Below are 25,887 nucleotides of genomic sequence, written 5' to 3'. Positions count from 1 at the left end.
CATTTTTTTAACTTCATATGGTAAAATGTTACTATCACATATTATGAGGATGGATCACATTATGTCTATTGTAACTTTAGCTCTTTTATTATTAGCAGAAATACTCGTTGCCATTATTCTCATCGGTGTTAGTATTGAGATTTGTAGTTACGGATGGAAAAAATCGAATGGAATAAAATATTCTTGCCTCCTACTTTCACTCCTTCTCGGAACTGCTAGCATACTCGGACTTCTCGCCGCACCTGCTTATTTCTTTATACAATTAACAGAAAAAGCCTTATAAGAAAGGATGTTAATATGATTATCGTGAAAAATATTGAGGGATCCGAAACTTACGTATTACGTCAAAAAATTTTACGCCCCAATCAAACATTAGCAGATTGTAAATATCCTTCCGATTATGAAACAGACACCTTCCACTTAGGCGCATTTATAAACGATGAACTAATTAGTATCGCTTCCTTCTCAAAAGAAATATATCCTGACCTACCAGCCGGTATTCATTATCGTCTACGAGGAATGGCCACATTACCTGAGTTTCGAAACAACCACGCTGGAAGCTCCTTAATTCAGAATGCAAAACAAATCTTACAAGAGCGTCAAGCAAATATGTTATGGTGTAATGGCCGAATTACTGTAGCTGACTATTACAAGCGCTTAGGCTTTCAGGAACATGGTGAAATTTTTGAAATTGAGCCAATTGGCCTTCATAAAGTTTTGTATAAAAAGATATAAGAAAAGCTTTCCTCAATACGGGAAAGCCTTTCTTATATTTCAATCTTCTCTTTTTATTTTTTTCATATATATGTATATAAACAAACAAGGAACTAAAAAACAAGCAAACATAATAAGTCCTGTCATACTAATTTCCTTTATCGAAATATCTGGTGTTACAACGATACAAATAGCTAAAATCCCAATAATAATACCCACCGGAATAAATAATAGCTTCATAAAATAACGACGCGACACTCCGCCCGTATGCTCATACACTTCCACTGAATTTTTCAGATTTAAAAAGTTAATAATTATTATCCCGCCCATAAATACCATTAATAAATCCGAAACACTTTCATATCCTGCCCCTTGCAAGACATAGCGGTAAAAGACGATAGCTAGTATGACGATGTTTTGTAAGATGAAAGCTAATCTAATATGTTTTAACCCTTCAATCATTAAACGTTCATCTTTCACGATTTTCATCCTACCACTCCTTTTCCTCCCAAAATAAATCATTCAACGTTTTATCTACTGCATAACAAATTTTTAAACATAAATCTAAAGATGGATTGTATTTCCCCTTCTCAATTAAACTAATCGTTTGCCTTGTAACGCCTACTTTTTCTGCTAATTGTTGCTGTGTTAAATCTAACTGAACACGTGCGACTTTTATTTTACTTACAGCCATTCATGTTCCTCCTCTATCTATATTGTAACATATATATTCCATTAAGTAATTTATATTTTACGAAACCAATTAAGTTTTCATCTTATCCCGATTGGTGCGGGCTAATACACAGTGAGGATATCCCCTACTGCCCATAGTTTCACTTTATTATACACAAAAAGGGAGCCTCCCATAAGAAGGCCCTCTCCTATATTTATATTATAAGAATAAATGACATCCAAATAAGAATGCAAATAAGTATAGTAATGGATGTACTTCCATCCCTTTACCCTTCACAATTTTCAAGACTGGATATACTAAAAATCCAATTGCGATTCCATTTGCAATACTAGATGTTAACGGAATACCTATAAAAATTAAAAATGCTGGTAACGCATCTTCAAATTCATTCCAATTAATATCTCGAATGCTTTGTGCCATTAAACTACCTACTATAATTAATGAAGGAGCTGTAATAGCGGCTACACTTGATAAAGAAGCAATAACAGGACTAAAAAATGCCGTTATAATTGTTAGACCAACAACTACAATCCCTGTTAATCCAGTTTTACCACCTGCAGCAATACCTGCTGATGATTCAATCGTCGCTGCTGTTGGGCTTGTTCCAAAGATAGAACCTGTAGTCCCGCCAATTGCATCTGCAATAAACGCTTTACCAAAACGCTTCTCTGTATTGTCTGTAATTAAACCTGCTTGTTTAATTAAACCGAGTAATGCACCTGTTGTATCGAATAAAAGTACAAGTAAAAATGAAAATACAACGCCGTATAATCCGTATTCAATTACATCTGAAAAGGCATTGATTGGGTTTGAAACGATGATACCCTCTGGTAAATGAGGCATCGCCATAATTTTATCAGCAAACTTCAATTGCCCTGTAAAGAAGGCAATAATTCCTGTCACAATCATACTAATAAATAATGCACCGCTCACACGCAATGTCATTAATACCGCCGCTAATATTAAACCAATTAAAGTTAAAATAACAGCTGGAGAATGAAAATCACCAATCGTAACTAAATTAGACGGATGATCCACGATAATTCCAGAAAGGCGCAATCCAATAAAAGCAATAAATAGTCCAATTCCACCTGCAATTGCATGCTTTAAACTATCAGGAATTGCTAAAATTAACTTTTGCCTAAACGAAGTAAAAGTTAATAAAAGAAAAATAATCCCCGTTACAAATACAGCTGAAAAGGCAACTACATATGTAATCCCTTCTGCCTTCTGTACAACAGAATAAGCAAAATATGCATTCATTCCCATAGCTGGAGCAATAACAATCGGGTAATTCGCGAAAATCGCCATACCTACTGTTCCAACAACGGTTGCAATAATTGTTGCTGTAAACGCTTGGTCAAATGGTACACCTGCATCAGATAATATTTTTGGATTGATGACAAGAATATACGCAAATGTAAAAAAAGTTGTGATGCCAGCTAAAAACTCTTGCTTCACAGAAGTGTTATATTTTTGTAATTGAAACATGCTTATGTACCCTTCCTACACCTGAATTATTATCACACATTCTTTTTCTTACTAGTATGTGAGAAAATATAATACTTAATCTTAACAATCAATAAAAAGAAGAGTCAATATATTCCCTAATAGTTCGAATTTTAAGTTTAAGTCTGACAAGTACAGATGTAGTACAGTTCATTATGATTATTTTTGTAGCATAACAGATAGAAATGTTTTATAATTTGAAATAGTTAAATATTTAGTAAATGCATTCAAATATCGTTCACTCTACAAGGGGGATTCTTCTTATGCAGCACACAAACAAATCTGGAACTTTAAATCGTGGTTTAAAAGAACGACATATTACTTTAATGTCACTGGGCTCAGCTATTGGCGTTGGGCTATTTTTAGGATCCGCTTCCGCCATTAAACTAGCAGGTCCTTCTATTTTGCTAGGCTATATGATTGCCGGTCTCGTTATTTTTTTCATTATGCGAGCGCTTGGGGAAATGGCAATTGAACAACCTGTTGCTGGTTCTTTTAGTAAATATGCATATGATTATATTGGACCACTCGCTGGTTATATTACTGGTTGGAATTACTGGTTCTTATGGGTTGTTACTTGTATGGCTGAAATTACAGCAGCTGGCATTTACATGCAGTACTGGTTCCCTGATATCCCGCGCTGGACTTGGGCATTACTTGCTCTATTATTAATGAGCGCTTTTAACTTCTTATCGGTAAAAGTATTTGGAGAACTTGAGTTTTGGTTTGCTCTCATTAAAATTGTCACAATTATCTGTATGATAGTAGTCGGAGCTGGTATTATTTTATTCGGATTCGGAAACGGTGGTATCGCTACTGGTATTTCAAATCTTTGGTCACATGGTGGCTGGTTCCCAAATGGATTTTCTGGGTTACTACTCTCCATGCAGATGGTACTATTCGCTTATTTAGGCGTTGAATTAATCGGTGTTACAGCTGGTGAGGCTCAAAATCCGAAGAAAACACTCGCAAAGGCAATTGATAACGTATTTTGGAGAATTCTACTCTTTTACGTTGGGGCATTATTCGTTATGATGGCAATTTATCCATGGAACGAACTTGGTGAGAAAGGCAGTCCATTTGTATTAACATTCCAGCAAATTGGTATCGCAAAAGCAGCAGGTATTATTAACTTTGTCGTATTAACAGCAGCTCTTTCTTCTTGTAACGGTGGTTTATTTAGTACAGGCCGTATGCTATATACATTAGCTCAGCAGAAAAAAGCTCCTGAAAGATTTGGTCGTTTAAATAAAAATGGCATTCCAAGCCAAGGAATTGTAGCAACTGCTATCGTTTTACTCATTGGTGTTATATTAAACTATCTCGTACCTGCAAAGGTATTTACATGGCTTACTAGCATTTCAACTTTCGGCGCAATTTGGACTTGGGGCATTATATTAGTTGCTCAAATTAAATTCCGTAAAAGCTTGCCTACTCAAAATAAACAAAGGTTATCGTATAAAATGCCTTTATACCCATTAAGCTCATATTTCTCACTCGTTTTCCTTATATTAGTATTAGGTATAATGGCGTATTCAGAAGATACACGAATTGCATTGATTGTTGGCCCAATTTGGCTTATCGGCTTAGCAATCGTATATTACATGAAAGGGTTTCATAAGATTGATGAAACACCTAACTCAAAAATTAGTTAAGCAAAACATCCCTTCCTTATTACTTGGAAGGGATGTTTTTATATCTATATAAATATTTCTCAACATAATTCACGGTATTTTTACAATCTTTTAATATTTTTTATGTTTTCCGTCTTTATTTTTACAGAAAAATAAATTACATTATTAAAGCACATATATTTATTATTAGGGGGATTCTTCTATGAAGAATAAAAAATGGATTACATTTTCTTTAGCAACAGCAATTACACTAAGTATAGGGACTTCGTTCATACCGTCTACTTATGCCGAAAGCTCTGTAGACCCAGCTCCTGAAATTGCTGCAAAAGTTGTAAATCAAAACAATGGGAAGAAAGTATTATTTGATAATACACACGGTCAAACTGCTGGGACAGCTGACTGGGTTATTGACGGCGGCTTTTCTGACTTCGGAAACGGCATTGCAAAAAACGGATATCACGTAAAGGAACTTCGTAAATCAACACCTATTACGTACGAAGATTTAAAAGATTACAATGTATTTATCGTTCCAGAAGCTAATATTCCTTACAAAAAATCTGAGCAGGACGCTATGTTACAATATGTAAAAAATGGTGGTAGTATCTTCTTTATTGCTGATCATTACAATGCAGATCGTAATAAAAATCGCTGGGACTCTTCTGAAGTATTTAATGGATATAGACGCGGTGCTTGGGATAATCCAGCAAAAGGAATGTCTAATGAAGAAACAAATTCACAAGCTATGCAAGGAGTAGAAAGCTCTGATTGGCTCTCTGACAACTTCGGTATTCGCTTCCGCTACAATGCACTTGGTGATGTTTCAGCGAAAACAATTGTATCGCCTGAACAATCTTTCGGAATTACAAAAGGTGTTTCGTCTGTAGCAATGCATGCTGGTTCTACTCTGGCAATTACAAATCCAAAACTAGCAAAAGGACTTGTTTACCTTCCAGAAAATCCATCAAAATGGAATAACGCTGTTGATAGCGGCGTTTATAATGGCGGTGGTATTGCAGAAGGCCCATATGCTGCAATTGCAAAAGTAGGACTTGGAAAAGCTGCCTTTATTGGTGACTCTTCTCCTGTTGAAGATGCTACGCCAAAGTACGTTCGTGAAGATTCTGGCCAAACAAAGAAAACTTACGATGGTTATAAAGAAGAAAACGATGCTATCTTATTAGAAAACATCGTAAATTGGTTATCAAATAAAGAGACATTTACAAGTTTAGATCAAGTAAATGGTTTACAACTTGATTCACCTACAGCTCTACAAACATTTGAACAGCCAAGCTTATCAACAGAACCACAACCTGAACCTTGGAGTGCACCAAATGCAGGTTATCAATGGTTTAATACAAATACTTTTAAACCAGGTTCATACGGTTATAACGGTGCGGTAACAACAAGCGACTACGTCGTTACACACCCTAGCATTCTACCAAACAATGAAATTTTCCAAATGAAGATTCAAGTAAACAACTTACTACCTAATACAACTTATAACAACTATTCTTTAGGTATCTTCACTACTGGTGGAACACAAGTGGCTAAAGTACAAAATGCAAACGGCACTTGGCCATCTACTTTTGGATATAGTAGTGCATTTTCTTTCACAACAAACAGCTTAGGCTCTGCTGAGAAAGTTGTAAATGTACAGATTGATTCAAATACAATTGGACAAGCAACGCTTCGTCTACGCCAAAATACAACAACGAAATATAATGAAACTGTAACAATTAATAAGAAATAATAAAAAAGGCAATCCATACATGGATTGCCTTCTTCTCACTTCTCTTCCTTCGAGAAAAACATTCTTGAAATAACGATACCTATACTACCGACGATTAAGAATAACACTGCCCTAATCATCATCGATACCTCTGGTAAGTCAAGTAAGAATAACTTCCCTACCGTTACGACTAAAACGACTAAACCAGCATATAATATTTCATTCATATTTCTATTTCTTCCAAACCAAACCGCAAATAATGCATATACCATCCATAATAACGATACTGATACACTAATTACGCTTCCATCTGTAGATAAAACTTCACCGATTCTCGTAATTGTAATAAATACAATTATCATAAACCAATAGAGCACTATAGAATACATATATTTGCCGAAGCTCGCTAATACTTCTTTCGCTTCTCTCATGCAATAATAGAACGTTCCTATTAAAATAAGATGAGCAACAAAGCCTGCCGAAATAAATTGATCAAACGGGCTAAAAATAGTCTGTATCATTCCAATTGCGTAAACCGTCGCACTAACATACAATTTTATCTGTTGTTTTACTTTAATAGAAGTGACCATGCCGAGGAAACCTTGTAACAATAGTACAATCGCTGCATTCACTAAACTATACTCATATAAAATTGCTAAACTAAATGCTCCCATTGCGAAACCAAATAAGAGATTTGTAAATGTAGAATGTCTATTTTTCCTATATTCAAATACGAACATAACGGCATGCACGAGTGCACTAATAATTAATCCCCATGTTGTAAAATCAGGTATTTTTGAAATAGCTAGTATAAAGAACACTGCATTCGCACTAAATATTGCCAAACGTGGTTCTAGTATAAAACTTCTCTCCGTAAACATATGCCAAAATAATAGTAAATGAATCAAACCATATACAATCGTTAACTGTATTTGCAAGTTCTCTACTAACATTGACATAACAGCAAAGAAAACGAAAAGGACAATGGCAGCAACAGCGTAAGAAATCATATATAAGTATTTATAACGATTTTTCAACGCATACCATAATAAACTAAGTGTTAATACTGTCTCATATCCAAAGAAAATATAAGGATTAGGAGTCGTACTATTTAACAAGAATGGTACGAAGAACGCTCCGACCGCTACGAAAATAGTGAGATATTCCGATTGATATCTTTTCGCTAAATAAATACCTAAAATAACCCATGCAATATTACAGAGAAACGCGACACTTGCCGGAATAAATCCATATAAATAATGTGCTGCAAACGTTGTTAGAACAATCCCGGTAATACTTCCTCCAGCTAATACTAACCCTAACGCCTGCCGCTCTCTTTTAATTTGAATATCTCCTATATAATACAATCCGATAGATAATACGATACCAAACACAATTCGTATCGCTGGTGTTAATAAGCCAGCATCTACCCCTGCTTTAAATAACCAGATCACTCCAAGCAACATAATACCGACAAATACACGCGGTAACCATGTTTGACAAAACTTAATAATATTAAATGGCTCTGGTTTAAAAGCAGATATATCTACTTGTTTTACCTCACGTTCTTGCAAAGGCTCTTTTATCTTAACTATTTCTTCTTTTGGCTTTTCCTCCATTACCGTTTCAATATATTCTTTCTTGTTCTTACTAACATGTTGCTGAGCGTTTTCTACTTCTATTTCCCTTTGCTTCACTTTTAATTCAGCAAGTGCTTCTTGAATTGTTTCAATTGCCGTTTCGAGTGCTTCTATTTTCTTATCCAAATCCTTCTTCATACGCTCCCCCCTCATTTGTAACTCTCATTAAACCTATATATTACCAATTATCTTTATCATACTCTTAGTCTATTCATTTTCAATAGTATTTTTTCCAAAAAAGAAAGGCGTCTTCCAAAATCGGAAAACACCTTTTTACTCAGTTATTCTTATTTAAAACAATGCTAACGATGAAACCAAGACACATGCCTACAATAGCTGGAACAATCCACCCAACACCTTCTGTATAAAACGGAATGTATTTTAATGCTGACGTCCACTGATTCATCATTACATTTTTATTTAAAATGTCAATTGCACTAAATATCGCTACAACCAAAACAGTTACTGCATATACGTATGCATACTTTCCAATATACTTATGGAATAACCCTAGAATAATAAGAGTTAATGCAATTGGATAAATAAATCCAAGAATTGGAACTGATACTTTTAAAATTTGCGTTAATCCTAAATTAGCTAAGATCATACTAACAACGCTTACTATAAATGCCCACACTTTATAAGATACTTTCGGAAATGCACTCGCAAAAAATTGACTACAAGACGTAACAAGTCCAATTGAAACACATAAACATGCGATAGTAAAAATAAGACCTAATAAAACGACTCCGCCCTCCCCAAATAATGTAGTCATAACTTGCGCTAACACTTTCGCACCGTTATCGAATGTTCCTAATGAGCCACTAATTGCCCCCACATATCCAAGGATGACATAAATAATCGATAATAATAATCCTGCCACAATGCCAGCAATACTCATATATTTCGCTAAACTTTTATCATCTTCAATACCTTTTGCACGTAATGCATTTGCAATAACAATTCCAAAGATTAAAGCAGCTAACGCATCCATTGTTAAATATCCATCTAAAAACCCTTGAAACATAGGAGCTTGTCCATAGTTCCCTATTGGTTCTTTCATATCTCCTACCGGTGTAAACATACTCTTTATAAAAATAAGTGCAATCATACATAATAATAACGGCGTCAATACTTTTCCAAACAACCCCATTAATTTAGATGGAGATAAACTTAACCAGTAAACAATACTAAAGAAAATAACTGTGTAAAACAACAATAGTCCGCTTCCTGCTTCAGGGAATAACTGACCTGGCCCCATTTCAAAAGCTAAACTTCCCGCACGTGGTATACCAAGCCCAGGTCCAATAAATACATACACGATACATGGAAAAATAATTGCAAATGAAGAATGAACCCTACCCGCTAACGTTTGAAAACTTCCTGCTTTTGCAATAGAGATAACACCTAATATAGGAAGACCTGTTGCTGATATAATAAACCCTACTAATGAAATCCAAACATGTTCTCCTGCTTCATACCCAAGGAAAGGTGGAAATATAAGATTCCCTGCTCCAAAGAACATAGAGAATAACATAAGGCTAATAAGTAAAATTTCTTTTTTCTGTAACAATTTCATTTCTTTCTCCTTCTTTAATTTCATCTTTTATGAAATCAATTTCACATATAAAAAAAGTACAATAACCCGCTTCCTTACAAAGAAAACATAGTCCATAGTCTATCACAAAAGAAACACCCATTCTATAGCTATTCCTCTTTTCCAATTTCTTCTGAAAAATCAACCTTTATTGACTTATAATAGTTAATAAAGTAAAATATTAAATATACAAAATTATTAACTTTGTTTTTGTTTGTGTCAGGAGGAAAATAACATGGAATCAGCGATACAACTAGAAAGAGAACAACAAAGAAAAAAGAAACATCCTCCAGGTTTATACTTACTCTTCTTTACAGAAATGTGGGAAAGATTTAGTTACTATGGATTACGAGGATTATTAACATTATATTTAACGACAGCTTTAGTAAGCGGTGGTCTTGGGTTTAGTCCCGCATGGGCACTCTCTATTTACGGATTTTATACTGGAGCCTGTTATTTCACACCAATGATTGGTGGATACTTAACAGACCGGTTCCTAGGTAGACGAAAAGCGATCACAATTGGTGGTATAACAATGGCAATCGGTAACCTTACACTATTTGCCATGCAAAACCAAGTCGGCCTATACCTCGGATTAGCGCTTATTATTATAGGTAACGGATTCTTCAAACCGAACATCTCTACACTGGTTGGGGAATTATACGAAGAGAACGATCCAAAACGTGATAGTGCATTTACGATTTTCTATATGGGTATTAACGTCGGTTCATTTTTAGCTCCACTCGTTTGCGGATTTTTATCAGAAAATTTATTCAAAACAACAGTGGATGGCGTTGTTCACTTTGGATTCCGTTACGGTTTCTTAGCCGCTTCAATCGGAATGATCATTGGACAAATTTTATTTACAACATTATCAAATCGCTTCCTTGGTAATATCGGTAAAAAACCAACTCGTGATTTGCAAACAACAGATGGACAACCATCAGTAGGAGATACACCGTTAACAAAAAAAGAAAAACAACGTACCGCAGTTATCGTCATTTTAACATGCTTCGTTGTCTTCTTCTGGGCTGGCTTTGAACAAGCTGGTAGCTCATTAACATTATATACAAACAAATTTGTAGACCGCTCTGTGTTCGGATGGGAAGTTCCAACATCTTGGTTCCAATCGGTCAATCCATTATTTATTATTTTACTTGCTCCAGTCATTTCTGCATTATGGGCAAAACTTGCAACTCGCAAGCGCGGTGATTTAAAAATCCCAACTAAAATGGGACTTGGTATGATCTTGCTCGGTATCGGTTATATCATTCTCGTTATCGCTACATTAAAAACAGGTAGTGATGAACATAACATTACAGAAAAAGCAAACTTACTGTTTATCGTCTTTACGTATCTTTTCCATACGTTAGGTGAGCTATTCTTATCACCTGTCGGACTATCAATGGTTAGTGCGCTTGCTCCGGTAAAATTAGCATCTTTATTAATGGGTGTATGGCTAGCAAGTTCAGGTATCGCCAACATTTTAGGCGGACAACTTGCAAGCTTCACAACTTCACTTGGATACGCTGAAGTATTCACAGTTATTGGCGCTGTGGCAATTGTATTAGGCTGTGTTTTATTATTAATTTCTAAGAAATTAGTGAAATGGATGGATTAAAAAAGATGAGGAATTTCTCCTCATCTTTTTTATGCTGTTTTACCTTTTTCTATTGCTTGTTCGTACAGCTCTTTATGTTCTTTATATTCACTTGGTACGAAACTCTTATAGAAGAATGAGAACCAGCTGTCTCCTTTTTTATACCCTTCTTCTCGAATTTCCGCTGCTTTTTTATTCGATTTAAATCCTTCAGTAAACCACTTCTTTAACAATTCATTTCGTTCATACTTAGCAGGAACTTTTAAATCATAGTTTTCAAATGCATACTTATAGCCAGCCTTTTCTACTGCCTTTTTTGTAGACTTATAGCCTTTTTCATACGCTGTTTCATATGCCTTCACGTATACTTCTTTCTCTCTATTTTCAGGATTCTTTTCAGCTAGTTCTTTCCCTGTCTTTTCCCCTAATTCAGCTTGCTCTTTTTCAATTTTTTCTGTTCTTTCTTTATTCCCTACTTTGAACCCGTCTGCAAAGTTTACCTTAAACTCTGGAGCAACTTGACTATCGTCCATCGTCTCTTGTGCTAAACCTTGTTCTTTTCCTTTTTCAAAATGCGTTTTCTTCTGCTCTTCTAAAGACCATGCGGCTGCATAAGTCGCTTTAAACGCTTGTTTATATGCATCAGATTTTCCAGCTACATGCACTTCTGCATCATTTTTTCCTGCTTTAAAATCAGTTTCTCCATTCTTTTGACCTTCAAGTTGACCTTTTTCCATATCAGCTTGGCGCTGCGCTTCCTCTTGCTTACGTGCCTCTTCAGCTTTTCTTTGTTCCTCGGCTACACGTTGTCTCTCCTCTTCAGCTTTACGCTGTGCTTCTGCATTACGTTGTTTTTCAGCCTCAGTATTGCGCTGTGCTTCTGCTTGTCTCTCAGTTTCTACAGCACTATTATTATTCTGACTAGGAGCTGGGCTCGTTACGCCACTACTAGAAGCTGGTTTATTGTGATAATGATATTCCCCATACTGTAATCCCCACTTCTCACAATTTGTACGACACGTATGTCCGCCATTAGCATCTGTACGCCCTGGATGCGCATAAGCTGAAATTGGAGCTATCAATAACGCTATACTCGTTGTTAAAAGAAGTTTCTTCACCTGTTGTCTCACTCTTGTTCCTCCCAAAATATAGAATTCTAAATTTATTATACATAAATAGAAGAATAATTAAATACAAACCGAAATATTCTATTATTTCTCAACATTAGTAAAAAAGAAGGGGAACTCTTTAAAGAGTTCCCCTTCTTTTTTACTTCTTCGCCTTCGTTCCTACTAAATCACCAGCAACAACATAACGCTTAGAATTATCCTTTACAGATACACATGTAATAAGCGTTATCTCATCTTTCCCATGATCCTCTACAACTTCCCACTTATCAGGAGTCACTTCAGATACACCAGTAACCGCATACTCATATTCATTTTCATTGTCATACAAATAAATTTTATCGCCTTTTTTCAAAGAAGCTATATCACTAAATAAAACACCTTTTTTAGACATATTATGTCCTGCTAATGCGTAATTTCCTTTTCCCATAACTTGATTCTCTTTTACTGTCGCTGCACCTGATAATAAGTTTTTTTCAGTAGAAGCTTTTAAAACAGGCAGTTCTACTGAAACACTTGGAATCGAAATACGACCAATTACTTGTTTCTTATCTAATGATGCATTCGCTACTTCCGCCAAGTCTGGTTGATTAATTTTGGAAGCATCTACAAATTCCGTCTCATGCTTTTCATAATCCATCTTTTGAACAGCCTGCACATTTTCAGTCTGTTTCTTTTCAGCCTGATATCCATCATAAAATGGCTTTCCAATTAACACGCCACCTACAACAAATAGCAAAATTGCTACTATACTATAAATTCTTTGCTTATTCATACACAGTTCCTTTCCCTTACAAAATCTTACTCTATATAAAATGATAAAATAATATCGCTATATGTACAAGTATTAGCTGAAAAGAAACCTTCTTGCCGGTGCAAGAAGGTTTCTTTTTAAGCTAATTTATTTCTGTATAGTGATACGTGAAATACTGTCATTTGAATAAAGAAAATAGAAAATAGAATATATAATGGGTATCCAGGAAGATATTCATTAATAATAGGTGAAAAAGTTAAAAATCCAACTGCACAAGGTAAGACAAACCATAACGATACAAATGTTGTTCTACAAGCTTTATCCGTAATCGCTTTTTCACGTTCATCTTCTAGTGGAAATAATAATGGATACATCAAAAAAGATAAATTCTTATATTTTTTCTTTTGAATTCGATAAAAAATTGTAACTATAATTGCTCCGATAAATAATAAAATGAATGGTACTCCATTAAACCATACTTCAAACGGGAATTTCTCATTTTTAATCATATCTGCTAACTCTGTAATAACACTATAAAATTCAACAAATGTCCAACATGCTAGTGCAGTATAGAGTACATTTATAATATAAGAAAAAACAATTCTATTCATCCTCTTCTCCCTCCTTATTTAAAACAAACACATCTTCCATCTTTAACTGGAACACATCACAAATCGTAAGTGCTAATAACAACGAAGGAACGTAATCCCCTTTTTCAATTGCTGCAATTGTTTGTCTCGTTACTCCAACCTTTTCTGCTAATACGCTTTGCGTAAAGTTAAAACGAGCTCTTAATTCTTTTACTCTGTTTAAAATGGTCAAATTTACCACCTCTCACCATTATTGTATGCTATTCTTAACAAAATGTAAACTCAACTTAACATTATTATTATAAAAAAATCCAACTCTACGTATTGTAAAGTTGGATTACTTGTTAGTTTAAAATTGTAACTTTAACTGTTCTTCTGCCCCAGCTACTTGATGAACCTTTATCTGGCATTAAAACATCAATTCTATGCCCTTTAATAGCCCCACCAGTATCGGCTGCAATTGCTACTCCATAACCTTCAACATTTACAGTCTTACCTAATGGAATAACATTTGGATCTACAGCAATTAATTTCATTCCTGGGTTTGCAGTTAGATTATAACCTTTACCACCTGGTCCCCATGCAGAAAATACTTGTTGACCTGGTGCATAACCATTTTCCCCTGGATCAGCTGTATAAGCTGTAGCTTCTACATAAATTTCTTTCCCACCAGCAGTTGGCTTAGAAGATGGTTCAGGTTTTGCAGGTTCTACCTTCGAATTATTATTAGCAACTGGTTCAGCTGGTTTACTAGCTTTTTCCTGCTTTTGCTTTTCAGCAATTTCTGCTTGTGCTTTCGCTAAAGCTTCTTGCTCTGCTTTTGCAGCCGCTTCTGCTTTTGCACGCTCTTCCGCTGCGATTCTTGCTGCTTCTTGCTCACGAGCAATCGTTTCTTGTACTGTCTTCATATTTGATTCAATTTTAGCTTTTTCTTCCGCTGCTAAATTAAGTTGACTTGCAACTTCATTATATTTAGCTTGAACTGTTTGTAAGTTATCTTGACGCTTTTTCAAGTTATCTTGCAGTTCAGCTTGCGCTTTTGCTAATTTTTGTTTGTCTACTACTAAAGATGCTTCTTTTTCGTCAATTGTTTTCTTATCTTCTTCAATTTGACGAAGATCTTGTTCTTGTAGACGTAAAATTTCTTTATCAGCTTCTAGAATAGTAGAAACTGCGTTCATACGTTGTAAGAAGTCTGCAAAGTTTTTTGACTCTACTACAACTTCTACTACTAAACTTGTATTTGAACTGTTTTGAACAGAAACCATACGTTTTCTCATAATATCTTTACGAGCAAGGACTTTATCCTCCAAAACGACAATTTCTTGCTTTTTTTGCTCAATCTGCTTATGTGTTTCATCGATTTTACGTTGAATAGCAGCTTGATCCTCTTTATTTTTTGCAATTGTATTATTTAAATTATGTAGTTCGTTTTCGATACCTTTAATTTCTTTACTAACAGCTTGCTTCTCTTGCTCTTTCTTTTGCATTTCTGCATCGTTTTGTTGCAATTGCTGTTGCATGTTGTTAAGTTTCTCGTCGTTTGACTCTGCTTTAACAGCGACTGTACTAGAAAGACCGATAATTCCTGCTAATACTAGACAGCTGATTCGCTTAAAATAGTTCATAATCCGACTCCCTTCTTATACAGTTATACATGATTTATTTTACAGTTTGTTTACAAAACGATTAAATACAGTTTATTTTTCGTGACGAAAAAAAGAGAATTATGAATAAAATGTAATAGATTCTTAAATATTTAACAATTCCTATATTTAAAAAACACAAAAGATGCTAAAATCCAAATATAGAGAAAATATAACTTTCGAAGGCGGTTGAAATAAATACATGTTTACTCAAAAAAAATCACTCCAACATACAATTGCTCAATTAGAAGAGCGTATACAAGAATTAGAAGCAGAATTAAAACAAAAAGATATCGAAAAGCAAGAGACTATTTCTACTATCCACGATCGTGTACAAAGCGTTATCCAAGAGCATCAACTTGTAAATAACCAACATAATACACTTCAAAATTTAGTTCAACAATTAAGTTCATGTTTCGAAAATGTTTCAACACGTACGACACATTCCAATGAGTTAAATAATGAAATGTTACAAAAGGAACAAAGCTTAATTCAGTCTATTGCAGAAATTATTGACTGCTCTAATGAAGGAAAAGAATCCGTTCACCGCTTACTTATTGTAATTAATAAATTAGGTGAACAATCTCAACGCACGTCTAATAGTATGAATCATCTAAGCGAACGCTCAAAGGAAATCGAGCAAATTGTAGAAGTCATTCAAAACATTGCAGCACAAACAAATTTACTTGCTTTAAATGCGAGTATTGAAGCCGCGCGTGCTGGAGAGCACGGTAAAGGATTCGCCGTCGTTGCCAATGAAGTAAGAAAACTAGCGGAAAGTACAGCAGAAAGTACAAAAAACATCGGCAACTTAACGAAAAAAATACAAGAAGAAATTGAAAAAGCATATGATAACACAAAAGATAATCTACATTTAGTCGATGAAGGTGTAGAAATGAGCGCCGATACAAATGCTAGAATTGAAAATATTTTAGTTATGATTCAAACGTTACAAAATGGTGCTACAAATGTTATTAAGGCTATCGAAAACCAAAAGTCTTGTAATGATGACATATTACGAGAATTCGCTAACACACAACAAATGTTCCAAAAATTAAATACTACTATTATGAATCATATTCATGATGCTGAAAAAGTCGATGTTCAATTATCTAAAAGTCTTCAAGGAACAGTGACTTCTTAATTAAAATTAAGAATCCCTTATACTGCTATAAGGGATTTTTATTTTATTTAGAATATTTATTTCTTTTCAATATTCATCCATATCTTTGTTATAATGGAAAAGTTGTTTCTTTCAACTAATAAACAAGGAGGTTATTATGGAACAATTTTACTACGTTTTAAAATATTTAATTCTCGGTCTGTTCCAAGGATTAACAGAACCAATTCCGATTTCTTCAAGTGGTCATCTCGTTTTAGCACAACATTTGCTAGGACTAAAAATAGAAGGGTTTAGCTTCGAACTACTTGTTAATTCAGCTTCATTATTAGCTGTATTACTTATTTATAGAAATGATTTAATTCGTCTAACGAAGAATGGTCTCTCTTATATATTTACAAGAGCAGAAGACGCAAAATCAGATTTCTTCTTTATTATTTATCTTGTTATTGCAACCATTCCAGCAGGTGTTATTGGTGTTTTATTTAAAGATTACATCGATCAGTACTTAAAAGGTGTGAAGATGGTTGGGGTTTCCCTTCTTATTACTGCTGTCGGCCTTTGGATTATTAGAAATTTACGCGGTCGTAAAAATGATGGCGACCTTTCTATGAAAGATGCAATCATCGTCGGATTAGCACAAGCTTGTGCACTGATTCCCGGAATAAGCCGATCTGGTGCCACAATCGTAGCAGCAATGTTACTTGGTATGAAGCAAGAAACAGCTCTTCGCTTCTCATTCTTACTATACATTCCTGTTAGCTTAGGTGGCTTATTGTTAAGCATTACAGACATTGCAAATGACCCAAATCTAGACACATTATTCGTACCATATGTCGTTGCATTCATCGCAACATTTATCATGACGTATATTTCACTAAAATGGTTTATGAACATTATGGCAAAAGGGAATTTAAAATATTTCTCTTTCTATTGTATTATCGTAGGTGTACTTACTCTTATTTTCTTATAAAGTAAAACTTACAAATTAAAAGCGAGTCATCTAGTGTAATAGAATGACTCGCTTTTTTATACCTTTATTCAGTTAAAACCTATTATTTACTTATAATTTTCAGAATAGTATAATATTTATCGAGTTCACTATTACAGTAATTCTATCTTTCCTACTATTATCGTAAAAGAGGTGTTTATATGTTTATAGTTACTAAACTCATTCACATTAAGTACGAATATGAAAATGAGCTACTTTATGGGCTTAAACAATATTATCCTTTCCCCGGAACGAACGGTTGTATTAACATAGAGTTTTCACCTGTTCATCGTACAAATGATAAGGCAGAGTATATGATTCGTATGTTATGGAAAACACAACAAGATTACCATACATGGCTTTCTCAAAAAGAAGGCAATGAAACTTTGAAGCACAAAATACAAGGCTATATCCTTTCTTCCAAATCAAATGCTACCTATGTGCATTAATCCTTCTCTTTTTATTCCTTACGAGGGCCAAAATGATAAAGTTAAATTAATCAGCCCTCATCAATTGGGCTGTTCACAAATAACGAGATAAGGACCCTCTTACTTTTCATACTGTAAGAGGGCTTCTCTTATGCATACACTTTCTTCTCTTGACAATACAAACGAATAACATGTTTATTTTGTTGAAATACATCATGCGTCAGCCGAATAATAATAAAGTTTCGTTTTGTTTGATCATCATGAACAAAAATCTGTTCTCCCTCCTGAAAACGCCATGCACTTTCAAAAGTCGTAATATGATCCCCACTTACAGAAAAAAGTTCATATCGCATCTCTTGTACCCTCTCTCAACTTATATAATCACAATATCCTTATATTAAACTTATTATAACTTAATCCCTATCAAATTAGTAATTTTTTCTATTTCGAAAGGTTTTAACTTTGTATTTAAATATTTTTAGCGCTATAATGATAAACGAATTTTTATTGAAAGGAGTTTTACTTTGACTGCATATTTATTTCCAGTGAAAACAGCATTTATTTTATTTCCTTTTTTAGCAATGTTTCTTTTAATCCCTTTTTTAATATTTAATTATCGAAAATACGGTTATTTAAATAAATGGCGCTCATTTATTTTATACTCATTATTACTTTACTTATTAAATGCCTATTTTCTTGTTATTTTGCCGTTGCCACAAACGTTTGATACTTGTAGCCTACAACCGGCTAATACACAACACATGCAACTCGCACCATTTTATTTCATACAAGAGATTAGTAGTCATACATCGGCAGTTTTAACGAAACCAGCTACTTATTTCTACTTATTAAAAGAGTCTGCGTTTTTACAAGTTGCCTTTAACGTTCTATTAACTGTTCCATTCGGTATTTACTTACGTTATTATTTCCGACGTAGTTTCTTACAAACAATTTGCATTTCCTTTTTCCTTTCACTATTTTTCGAGCTAACACAAGTGACTGGATTATACGGTATATACAATTGTGCATACCGATTATTTGATATCGATGATTTGTTTTTAAATACATTAGGTGGCGTAATTGGTTTTATCATTGCACCAATATTTACGTACTTCCTTCCGAAGACAAACGAGTTAGATAGTCATATTGATTTGGAAACGAAACCAGTCGGATTCATTCGTCGCCTTATCGCGATGCAAATTGATTGGATTTTCTTATCTATCGTTGTACCTGTCGTTAAAAACAAAGGAAATTCTTTCTTCGTTTCTAATATGCAATCTTACACCAATATGTATGAACTCATTTTCATTACGTGTTCAATCCTTATTTACTTTATTATTATTCCATACTTTACTAACGGAAAAACAATTGGGAAAGCATTGCTTCGCATTCACGTGAAAGGAAAATCAAATCGTATTACATTAAAAGAACTATTTATTCGCTACGGTATATTTTATTTTGCGTTAGGTGGAATCAATTATATTCTTTCTAGTAGCTCTATTTTAAATCACACAGAGCCTTTAGTATTACTCGTTACATTATTATTCCTATTCATCATTAACGGCCTATTTATTATTCATGTTTTACTACATGTATTTAGCCGTGATAAACTACTATTTTATGAACATATTAGTCATACAAGAAATGCAATTACACTAAAAAAAAGCTGACAAATAATTATTTGTCAGCTTTTTCATATACATAATGTGAAACTTTAATTAGCCCTCACCTAACTTCTTTGCTTCCACTGAATTTTGACGTAGGGGTCTTACTGCCTGACAAATAGCGGGATAAATAACTTCTCCGCATAAGGATTAAAAAACATTCCAAGTTCATCTAGAGATTTCCTCACCTGTAAAAACGAATGAAACTCTGGATATATATATTGTAATTGCTCATACGATAATGTATGCATTTTCCCCCAATGTGGACGCCCTTCATACTTCAGAAAAATCTTTTCCACTTCGCCAAAGTAAGCAGCATATTTCATACCTTTATACATATGAACAGCGATATATGCTGAATCTCTTCCATAGGCCGGACTAAGCCATATATCATCCCCTTTTACATAGCGGCATTCGATTGGGAAGTGCACCTTATACTTTTTCTTTTCAATAAGATTTGAGATTTCTTCTACAACCGTCCTCATATACTTTGAAGGAATGCTATACTCCATTTCATAAAATGGCACCGTACGTGATGTAGCAAATACTTCATAGCTCGGGCCAATTATTTTTGTGTTTGGTACAGCTTTAGCTGATAATCGACTCACTCCTTTACTTATAGAAGGAAACCATTTACATCCTTTAGATAGTAAAGAGAACATCCTATTTTCAAGTAACTCCACCTTTAGTTTATGCCATTTCAAATCACTGCCTTTATTCGTTGTTTCGTTCGTAAGTTTCACTTGTACTTCATCAGAATAAGGAAAAACGAAAAATTCAAAATGACGATGCTTCTTATATTCTTCTAGTTTGTTCATTACAGTGGATAATGACTGTTTTTCACTTTCATAAACGAGTGAATACGCTGGAATAACCTTCAATTTTACCTTTACAATGATACCTAACATTCCAAGTGACAACTGAAACGCTCTCCAATATTCTACGTTCTCAGCTTCCGAACAAACTATACTCTCACCATTAGATAGAACTGCCGTAATCTCTATAACTTGTGTTGATAAACTCCCAAAGGTAATACCCGTTCCATGAGTCCCCGTACTAATCGCTCCTGCAATAGATTGCGAATCAATATCCCCTAAATTTTCTTGCGCATAACCTTTTTCCTCAAGTAACTTCCCTAAATCATATAACTTTGTTCCTGCCCATACTTCAGCAACCATCTTCTCTGCATCAATATTCACAATACCCTTCAATTCATCTAAAGAAACTAAAACTTCTTCCGTTTGCACAAGGGGGGTAAACGAGTGTCCTGAACCGACAACACGAATTTTCTTTCCCTTTTTTCGCGCAAGCCCCACAACTTCTACTACATCTTGTATACTTTCTGGATACATCGTATAATGCGGCGTTCCTTCTACATTCCCTGTCCAATTTCTCCACTTTTGTCCCTTTATAGAAAGCATTGGCCATCCCCCCGATATGTTGAATACTCCCCGACAATCTCTCCTTTTTTAACACGATACAAAAAAGGAAAGCGTTCACATAATTCACCAGCCTTACTATGACGAAACAAAATGGTCTCTCCTATATCCACTCGTTCCTTACCGTTATAAAAAATTGGCGTTTGTACCTCGCCAGCACCTTCTAAATCTAATAATTTTGCACCCTTCGGTCTCCAAACTTCAGGCTCTTTATCTTTTCCAACTGCTCCTGAAGCAATATATCCACCACCTAGGCAAGTGTAAATAAACGGGACTGGTTTACGCACAACTGGTAAGGCAAATCCGACCGCTGGATGAAATTTCACCTCTTTATAATAATCAAACAGCTTCGGAGAATAAAAAGCAGAACCTATTGTAATCTCTGAAACTGAATTATCTTTCTCGGTTGTTTTTATGCTTCCTGTTCCGCCTCCATTTACAAACCTTAGCTCAATACCAATGTTTTGTATTGCTTTTACAATATGTTCTCTTCTTTCTTTAACTTCTAGCACTGATTTCTGCTTTAAATACGAAATCACTTTACTTTTCAACCATTGATTCGGTATATAATCGCCCACCCCGGCAATTTGAGCTTCATATCCCATTACACCATCTAACATTAAATATGATGACCTTCTCACCTTTTCTACTACTTTCAACGCATCCTGCACATTTTTTACTGGGGACCTTTGTACACCAAAATGAAATTGAAAGAAGCGACTACTCATATCAATATCCAAACAAACACGAAAACATCCTTTAGATTGCTCAGCAATGTTTTCTAAATACACAATATGCTCTTCACAATCCACCATACAAGTTATAATGAAACCTTTCTTTGTTAACAAACTAATTTCATACAGAGCTCTTTCATCGTAAGCAGGATATCCAAGCAATAAATCATTAAATCCTTGTTCTATTAAAAATAAAATCTCTCTAGGTGAAAAGCACATAATACCTTGAAATCGATTATTTGCAGCTAGTATCTTTTGCATAATCGGAACAGAGCGTAACGATTTACTCGCTATACGAATCTTTTTATTTCCACTTAACTCTATAATCGATTGAATATTTCTATCTAAAGCCACTTCATCCAAAAATGCACACGGTAATGGAACTTCTTTAAAAATTCCTCGATCCACATTTTTCTCTCCTCTTCTCAATATGTCTTATACATATTGGAAAGAAAGTGTGATTTTCCTGTTTGCAAATAAAAAAAGTTTCTTCTTTACGAAGAAACTTTTTGAAACTACTTCATAGAAATAGTCGCCTCTACTGGATAATGATCAGAGTAATCATTATACGTATATTTTTGGAACCATGATGTAACAGTCCATTGTGGAGATTTTGGCTGTAACACCTTATTCTCTATATACGATGGGTTCGCATGGTCTTTACTTGCAATAATATAATCTAAATACTCAGCAGGACTATCAGGGAAATTATATTTTGCAATACTGTTTGTCGTTGCGTCCCAAGTCGCTGTATGTCCAGTATAAGATGGTACAGAAGCGTTCAATGTTTTAAACATAGATGCATACTCTGAGTCATTCTTGTTCTCTGCATTTATTTTATTTACGTTCATATCACCACCAATTAACACATACTCATTATTTGGTATATTTTTATTTTTAATAAAGTCTTGAATTTCTTTTAATTGGTCTGTACGTACAGATGCAGGTGAAGTTTTTCCGCACATACTATCTTCCGCTTGCAAATGCGTACCAATTACATGAACAAAGCGATCATTTTTCTTAATTTTCGTGTATACAAATCCTTTATTCGATAAATTATCTGGCCCGCATCCTTTTGCAAATACATATTGAATCTTTTCAGCGATTGGCCATTTGCTCACAATCGCAACGCCACCATCTTCAGGAGTTGAAGATGAATAGTTTCCTAACGTTTTATCCCATTCACTTCCACTACTACGACCTAATACTGCTGTTTGATTTGGATATTCTTTCTTCAAATTCCCTAATAAACGATCTGATGCGCTATTATCAAACACTTCATTTAATATAACTACGTCTTGATTCTTTATATAATCTGCCGCCCCGATTAAATCAGCACGCTCAGTTTGTCCCCAGTTCGGATATAAGTTTGTTGATAGCATATATACATTATGCGTCATCACTTTTAATGTATCGTTTTGATTTGTAGACGCTTCTGCTTGAGCTGACGTTCCGCTATATAAAGCTCCTAGACCAACACCTAAGCTAAGTACACCTTTTAGCAATTTACCTTTCACGTTTCATACCTCCATGTATTGTATAGTGATAAAAAGGCCAAATACTCTATTCTGAGATTTGACCTTTTTTAAATACTTAACGATTTCCGTACGTATCAAACCAAAGCTGAATATATCCAGCAGTAACACGTTGTGCATCCATTAAACGCTTACCTGTCATTGGTGTAACTTCAGCGCGCCATTTATCTGCATATTCTTGTGATACAGCAGCTCTCACGAACCAATCTTTCGTATTATCATTTACAATGCCAGCGTAATCTTGTTTCGCAACTACTGCCGCTCCATGAATCCAATCTTCTGGATTCGTACCTTTCCAGTTCCAATATCCATTTCCATCCGTTACTTTATAGTTATCTTTTATCGTATCTACAAAGTTTTCATATTTAGAATGGAACCCTTGTGGATACGAAAGGTTCGTAAAGTTTGCTGCATGCATCGGTTGGTTTACATCCCCTAGATAATGAAGAGATAATCCTAAATAGAAGAATGCTTGTTTCATATCTTTATTTTTGTAAGACTCACCAGCTAATTTAAAATACTTAGCTCCAGTTTCCTTTGCCTGCTTTGCATACGGAATATAAGTTTTCCCATTGTCAGGGTCATAGAAATGTGAAGCAAATGTGCTATTATCATAATAAGGATTTTCATAGTCAGCAGCATAAATACCATTCTCTAACTCCGTACGCCATTCATTTAATAGTGCAACTCGATCTTGTTTTACAAGTGTTGTATTACGAGACATAATATCAATTGCACGGTTTACAATCCATAAATGAGAATTCACGCCTTCTTTATGTTTATCTTCAGCAGACCAGCGCGGAATAACTCCAAATCTCTGTCCCCCATCATTTTCATGAGCAAATGCAACACTTTGTAATGGAGCAACTAATGTAATAGCTGCCGCTAAAGCAAGTACTTTCTTTTTCATATAAAATCCTCCATTTTATAATTGAATTATTGTAAACATTTTGTTAGGATCCTATGATGTCGTCCGGTTAACCTATGACTAGAATATCCCACCTTTCACGAAATTTCTATCAATAAATTAAAATATGCAAATGTTCATATCATTATAACTTTATACACAGTGAATATAATGAATGAATACACTTTCATTTTAATAAACTATTATTAAGGCTTGTCTAAACTAATGTAAAAAAAGAGTAAAGCATCTGAATGCTTTACTCTTTTTTTCTATTCGATAATATACTTGGCAATTGTACATTAACTGCTAACTTATGAATAAATCCAAACACTAATCCAATCCCAATAAATATGTATAAGATTGTAAATATCTTTCCGAAATCAGTTTGCGGACTAAAATTCCCATCACCGACAGTCGTCAACGTGACCACACTAAAATATAAAGCGTCAATAGGACGTAATTCTTCAACTGTACTATAAAAAATCGTACCCGATATTAAAGTCAAAATTGTTAATACGAATAATACTTGAAATTCTTTATCTTTCCACGCTCGTAAACAGGCTCTTAACATTCGCTTTAAAGTTAACAAAAATGAAAGCATTAGATTCTCCCTTCCAAACAAAAATACATTTAGTCAAAGGAAAGTCTATCACCTTTCAGTATAGAAAAAAAGTAGCCCTCTTCTATTTCTAGAAAAGGGCTACCCTATTCGATTCTATCTTATTTAGGTGAAACAAGAATTTTCACTTGTGTTTTATCTTTTACAAGTGCTTCAAATCCTTCTTCAACAACTTGATCGACTGTAATTTTTTTCGTAATTAATTTCTCTGCTTGAATTTGACCAGAGCTAATTAATTTAATAACAGCTGGGAAGATGTGACGGTATCCTAAAATACCAATAACTTCTTTTTCTTTTAATACTAAGTTATTTGGAGTAATAGTTGCGTCTTTTTCCCATACACTAACAATTACAGTTTGTCCTTCGAAGCTTGTACTTTCAATCGCTTGTCGTAGTACAACTTCAACACCTGTTACTTCAAAGCTAACATTTACACCTAAACCATTTGTTAAGTTACGAATTTCAGCTAACACATCTTGAGTTGCTGGATTTAATACATAATCCGCACCTGCTAATTTCGCTAACTCTTGACGTTCTTTAGAAAGTTCAACTGCAATAACAGGAGTTGCTCCTGCTGCTTTAGCTGCTTGGATAACAAGAAGTCCAATTGGACCGCAACCAAATACTGCTACAGCTTCCCCTTCTTTTAATTTACTTTGACGTACTGCATGAACTGCTACTGCTGCTGGTTCTACAAGCGCACCTTGTTCATACGTCATTTCATCTGGAATGTGATGAACCATATCTTCTGGTACTACTGTATATTCAGAGAAACCGCCGCCTTCTCCGCCAAGACCGTGGAAAACAAGTTGTTCACAAACATTGTAATGTCCATGTTTACAAGCTTCACATTTACCACAAGAATAAATTGGTTCTACAACAACGCGGTCTCCCACTTTATGAGATGTAACTCCTTCACCAATCTCTATTATCTCACCACTAAACTCATGACCTAAAATAACAGGTGCTTTCACATGTGTTAATGGATGTTCTTCTGTTGGAATAAAAATAGGCCCTGCTAAATATTCATGCAAGTCTGTCCCACAAATACCACACCATTTAACTTTGATTTTCACTGTTCCTGGTTTTACTGTTGGTTCTGGTACTTCTTCTACTCGTACATCACGTTGATTATGCCAAAGTAGTGCTTTCATTTTATACATCCCTCTCTATGTATATACTTAACCTGGTGAAGTTTACAATTCTATTATAATAC

At 34.6% G+C, this 25,887-nt stretch carries 25 protein-coding genes and 1 pseudogene; 9 read left to right on the top strand and 17 right to left on the bottom strand.

The features are described 5' to 3' along the window. Window positions 1-25 precede the first annotated feature (25 nt). Together NST86_RS03505 and NST86_RS03500 are read left to right on the top strand one after the other, a co-directional pair. Complete coding sequence (locus NST86_RS03505) at window positions 26-283, top strand: DUF4022 family protein (protein ID WP_044129536.1); 258 nt, start codon at window positions 26-28, stop codon at window positions 281-283. Window positions 284-297: 14 nt separating this feature from the next. After that, window positions 298-735, top strand: a complete 438-nt coding sequence (locus tag NST86_RS03500) for a GNAT family N-acetyltransferase (protein WP_000587683.1) — start codon at window positions 298-300, stop codon at window positions 733-735. A 39-nt stretch (window positions 736-774) separates the two neighbouring features. Here NST86_RS03500 and NST86_RS03495 read toward each other — a convergent pair whose 3' ends face one another. The 3 genes from NST86_RS03495 to NST86_RS03485 all read right to left on the bottom strand — a co-directional run bounded on the left by NST86_RS03495 (window position 775) and on the right by NST86_RS03485 (window position 2,899). Next, complete coding sequence (locus NST86_RS03495) at window positions 775-1,203, bottom strand: hypothetical protein (protein WP_016117178.1); 429 nt, start codon at window positions 1,201-1,203, stop codon at window positions 775-777. 1 nt (window position 1,204) lies between these two features. Further along, window positions 1,205-1,408: a helix-turn-helix transcriptional regulator gene (locus NST86_RS03490; protein ID WP_000301183.1), complete on the bottom strand. Its 204-nt coding sequence runs from the start codon at window positions 1,406-1,408 to the stop codon at window positions 1,205-1,207. A 198-nt stretch (window positions 1,409-1,606) separates the two neighbouring features. Further along, window positions 1,607-2,899, bottom strand: a complete 1,293-nt coding sequence (locus NST86_RS03485) for an NCS2 family permease (RefSeq protein WP_061664115.1) — start codon at window positions 2,897-2,899, stop codon at window positions 1,607-1,609. 281 nt (window positions 2,900-3,180) lie between these two features. Here NST86_RS03485 and NST86_RS03480 point away from each other — a divergent pair, with 281 nt between their 5' ends. Together NST86_RS03480 and NST86_RS03475 are read left to right on the top strand one after the other, a co-directional pair. Next, on the top strand, window positions 3,181-4,572 hold the full coding sequence (locus NST86_RS03480) for an amino acid permease (RefSeq protein WP_001164898.1): 1,392 nt from the start codon (window positions 3,181-3,183) through the stop codon (window positions 4,570-4,572). 181 nt (window positions 4,573-4,753) lie between these two features. After that, window positions 4,754-6,301, top strand: coding sequence for a hypothetical protein (locus NST86_RS03475; RefSeq protein ID WP_000791510.1), 1,548 nt, complete (start codon window positions 4,754-4,756; stop codon window positions 6,299-6,301). A 35-nt stretch (window positions 6,302-6,336) separates the two neighbouring features. Here NST86_RS03475 and NST86_RS03470 read toward each other — a convergent pair whose 3' ends face one another. Both NST86_RS03470 and brnQ1 read right to left on the bottom strand, forming a co-directional pair. Beyond that, entirely contained in the window at window positions 6,337-8,058 is a 1,722-nt protein-coding gene (locus tag NST86_RS03470; protein WP_000710925.1) for a DUF2339 domain-containing protein, read from the bottom strand. Between the two features lie 139 nt (window positions 8,059-8,197). Continuing rightward, on the bottom strand, window positions 8,198-9,499 hold the full coding sequence (brnQ1, locus tag NST86_RS03465; RefSeq protein WP_016117175.1) for a branched-chain amino acid transport system II carrier protein BrnQ1: 1,302 nt from the start codon (window positions 9,497-9,499) through the stop codon (window positions 8,198-8,200). Between the two features lie 253 nt (window positions 9,500-9,752). On the opposite strand from brnQ1, the gene NST86_RS03460 reads away from it, so the two are divergent. Further along, entirely contained in the window at window positions 9,753-11,138 is a 1,386-nt protein-coding gene (locus NST86_RS03460) for a peptide MFS transporter (RefSeq protein WP_061664111.1), read from the top strand. Between the two features lie 29 nt (window positions 11,139-11,167). Here the strand turns inward: NST86_RS03460 and NST86_RS03455 are convergent, their stop codons facing one another. The 5 genes from NST86_RS03455 to NST86_RS03435 all read right to left on the bottom strand — a co-directional run bounded on the left by NST86_RS03455 (window position 11,168) and on the right by NST86_RS03435 (window position 15,216). After that, window positions 11,168-12,247: a YHYH domain-containing protein gene (locus NST86_RS03455; protein ID WP_061664110.1), complete on the bottom strand. Its 1,080-nt coding sequence runs from the start codon at window positions 12,245-12,247 to the stop codon at window positions 11,168-11,170. A 139-nt stretch (window positions 12,248-12,386) separates the two neighbouring features. Continuing rightward, entirely contained in the window at window positions 12,387-13,019 is a 633-nt protein-coding gene (locus NST86_RS03450; protein WP_001041724.1) for a class A sortase, read from the bottom strand. Window positions 13,020-13,135: 116 nt separating this feature from the next. Beyond that, complete coding sequence (locus tag NST86_RS03445) at window positions 13,136-13,609, bottom strand: hypothetical protein (protein ID WP_061664109.1); 474 nt, start codon at window positions 13,607-13,609, stop codon at window positions 13,136-13,138. Further along, on the bottom strand, window positions 13,602-13,820 hold the full coding sequence (locus NST86_RS03440; RefSeq protein WP_000154019.1) for a helix-turn-helix transcriptional regulator: 219 nt from the start codon (window positions 13,818-13,820) through the stop codon (window positions 13,602-13,604). The genes NST86_RS03445 and NST86_RS03440 overlap by 8 nt, the downstream gene beginning before the upstream one ends. A 112-nt stretch (window positions 13,821-13,932) precedes the next feature. Then, window positions 13,933-15,216, bottom strand: a complete 1,284-nt coding sequence (locus NST86_RS03435) for a 3D domain-containing protein (RefSeq protein ID WP_001105787.1) — start codon at window positions 15,214-15,216, stop codon at window positions 13,933-13,935. A 631-nt stretch (window positions 15,217-15,847) separates the two neighbouring features. Between NST86_RS03435 and NST86_RS34795 the strand changes: the two are divergent. From NST86_RS34795 to NST86_RS03420, 3 genes and pseudogenes are all read left to right on the top strand, one after another. Beyond that, window positions 15,848-16,378 (top strand): annotated as a pseudogene (locus NST86_RS34795) (methyl-accepting chemotaxis protein); the annotation flags it as partial. A gap of 136 nt (window positions 16,379-16,514) precedes the next feature. After that, entirely contained in the window at window positions 16,515-17,327 is an 813-nt protein-coding gene (locus NST86_RS03425) for an undecaprenyl-diphosphate phosphatase (protein WP_000434796.1), read from the top strand. A 179-nt stretch (window positions 17,328-17,506) separates the two neighbouring features. Further along, window positions 17,507-17,794, top strand: coding sequence for a hypothetical protein (locus tag NST86_RS03420; RefSeq protein ID WP_000471237.1), 288 nt, complete (start codon window positions 17,507-17,509; stop codon window positions 17,792-17,794). A gap of 128 nt (window positions 17,795-17,922) precedes the next feature. On the opposite strand, the gene NST86_RS03415 is transcribed toward NST86_RS03420, so the two are convergent. Continuing rightward, window positions 17,923-18,126: a hypothetical protein gene (locus NST86_RS03415; protein WP_001268332.1), complete on the bottom strand. Its 204-nt coding sequence runs from the start codon at window positions 18,124-18,126 to the stop codon at window positions 17,923-17,925. Window positions 18,127-18,297: 171 nt separating this feature from the next. Here NST86_RS03415 and NST86_RS03410 point away from each other — a divergent pair, with 171 nt between their 5' ends. After that, window positions 18,298-19,443 carry a VanZ family protein gene (locus NST86_RS03410; protein WP_086391917.1) on the top strand — a complete coding sequence of 382 codons (1,146 nt, stop codon included), beginning with the start codon at window positions 18,298-18,300 and terminating at the stop codon, window positions 19,441-19,443. A gap of 98 nt (window positions 19,444-19,541) precedes the next feature. Here NST86_RS03410 and NST86_RS03405 read toward each other — a convergent pair whose 3' ends face one another. The 6 genes from NST86_RS03405 to bdhA form a co-directional block, all read right to left on the bottom strand. Then, window positions 19,542-20,858 (bottom strand): D-arabinono-1,4-lactone oxidase, encoded by a 1,317-nt coding sequence (locus tag NST86_RS03405; protein WP_000948953.1) that lies wholly within the window; start codon window positions 20,856-20,858, stop codon window positions 19,542-19,544. Then, window positions 20,846-22,018, bottom strand: coding sequence for an amino acid deaminase/aldolase (locus tag NST86_RS03400; RefSeq protein ID WP_086391916.1), 1,173 nt, complete (start codon window positions 22,016-22,018; stop codon window positions 20,846-20,848). Before NST86_RS03400 ends, NST86_RS03405 begins: the two co-directional genes overlap by 13 nt. A 107-nt stretch (window positions 22,019-22,125) precedes the next feature. Further along, window positions 22,126-23,127 (bottom strand): sphingomyelinase C, encoded by a 1,002-nt coding sequence (gene sph, locus NST86_RS03395; RefSeq protein WP_000676796.1) that lies wholly within the window; start codon window positions 23,125-23,127, stop codon window positions 22,126-22,128. Between the two features lie 76 nt (window positions 23,128-23,203). After that, window positions 23,204-24,055 carry a phospholipase CerA gene (cerA, locus tag NST86_RS03390; RefSeq protein ID WP_000730997.1) on the bottom strand — a complete coding sequence of 284 codons (852 nt, stop codon included), beginning with the start codon at window positions 24,053-24,055 and terminating at the stop codon, window positions 23,204-23,206. Between the two features lie 253 nt (window positions 24,056-24,308). Further along, complete coding sequence (locus NST86_RS03385) at window positions 24,309-24,653, bottom strand: potassium channel family protein (RefSeq protein WP_000948209.1); 345 nt, start codon at window positions 24,651-24,653, stop codon at window positions 24,309-24,311. Window positions 24,654-24,772: 119 nt separating this feature from the next. Further along, a complete protein-coding gene (bdhA, locus tag NST86_RS03380) occupies window positions 24,773-25,825 on the bottom strand; it encodes a (R,R)-butanediol dehydrogenase (protein WP_016117171.1) in 1,053 nt (350 codons plus the stop codon). Window positions 25,826-25,887 lie beyond the last annotated feature (62 nt).

The organism is Bacillus sp. FSL L8-0199, assembly GCF_038005705.1.
In the GTDB taxonomy this organism is placed as follows: domain Bacteria; phylum Bacillota; class Bacilli; order Bacillales; family Bacillaceae_G; genus Bacillus_A; species Bacillus_A cereus.
This window is presented reverse-complemented; position numbering and strand designations above follow the sequence as displayed.

What these genes read in the sequence shown, in the direction of transcription:
- NST86_RS03460 (WP_061664111.1), top strand. Translation starts at nt 9,753, where the DNA reads ATGGAATCAGCGATACAACTAGAAAGAGAACAACAAAGAAAAAAGAAA.
- NST86_RS03500 (WP_000587683.1), top strand. Translation starts at nt 298, where the DNA reads ATGATTATCGTGAAAAATATTGAGGGATCCGAAACTTACGTATTACGT.
- NST86_RS03425 (WP_000434796.1), top strand. Translation starts at nt 16,515, where the DNA reads ATGGAACAATTTTACTACGTTTTAAAATATTTAATTCTCGGTCTGTTC.
- NST86_RS03435 (WP_001105787.1), bottom strand. Translation starts at nt 15,216, where the DNA reads ATGAACTATTTTAAGCGAATCAGCTGTCTAGTATTAGCAGGAATTATC.
- NST86_RS03450 (WP_001041724.1), bottom strand. Translation starts at nt 13,019, where the DNA reads ATGAATAAGCAAAGAATTTATAGTATAGTAGCAATTTTGCTATTTGTT.
- NST86_RS03405 (WP_000948953.1), bottom strand. Translation starts at nt 20,858, where the DNA reads ATGCTTTCTATAAAGGGACAAAAGTGGAGAAATTGGACAGGGAATGTA.
- bdhA (WP_016117171.1), bottom strand. Translation starts at nt 25,825, where the DNA reads ATGAAAGCACTACTTTGGCATAATCAACGTGATGTACGAGTAGAAGAA.
- NST86_RS03420 (WP_000471237.1), top strand. Translation starts at nt 17,507, where the DNA reads ATGTTTATAGTTACTAAACTCATTCACATTAAGTACGAATATGAAAAT.
- NST86_RS03415 (WP_001268332.1), bottom strand. Translation starts at nt 18,126, where the DNA reads ATGCGATATGAACTTTTTTCTGTAAGTGGGGATCATATTACGACTTTT.
- NST86_RS03505 (WP_044129536.1), top strand. Translation starts at nt 26, where the DNA reads ATGTTACTATCACATATTATGAGGATGGATCACATTATGTCTATTGTA.
- NST86_RS03470 (WP_000710925.1), bottom strand. Translation starts at nt 8,058, where the DNA reads ATGAAGAAGGATTTGGATAAGAAAATAGAAGCACTCGAAACGGCAATT.
- NST86_RS03445 (WP_061664109.1), bottom strand. Translation starts at nt 13,609, where the DNA reads ATGAATAGAATTGTTTTTTCTTATATTATAAATGTACTCTATACTGCA.
- cerA (WP_000730997.1), bottom strand. Translation starts at nt 24,055, where the DNA reads ATGAAAAAGAAAGTACTTGCTTTAGCGGCAGCTATTACATTAGTTGCT.
- NST86_RS03385 (WP_000948209.1), bottom strand. Translation starts at nt 24,653, where the DNA reads ATGCTTTCATTTTTGTTAACTTTAAAGCGAATGTTAAGAGCCTGTTTA.
- NST86_RS03475 (WP_000791510.1), top strand. Translation starts at nt 4,754, where the DNA reads ATGAAGAATAAAAAATGGATTACATTTTCTTTAGCAACAGCAATTACA.
- NST86_RS03490 (WP_000301183.1), bottom strand. Translation starts at nt 1,408, where the DNA reads ATGGCTGTAAGTAAAATAAAAGTCGCACGTGTTCAGTTAGATTTAACA.
- NST86_RS03485 (WP_061664115.1), bottom strand. Translation starts at nt 2,899, where the DNA reads ATGTTTCAATTACAAAAATATAACACTTCTGTGAAGCAAGAGTTTTTA.
- NST86_RS03495 (WP_016117178.1), bottom strand. Translation starts at nt 1,203, where the DNA reads ATGAAAATCGTGAAAGATGAACGTTTAATGATTGAAGGGTTAAAACAT.
- NST86_RS03480 (WP_001164898.1), top strand. Translation starts at nt 3,181, where the DNA reads ATGCAGCACACAAACAAATCTGGAACTTTAAATCGTGGTTTAAAAGAA.
- brnQ1 (WP_016117175.1), bottom strand. Translation starts at nt 9,499, where the DNA reads ATGAAATTGTTACAGAAAAAAGAAATTTTACTTATTAGCCTTATGTTA.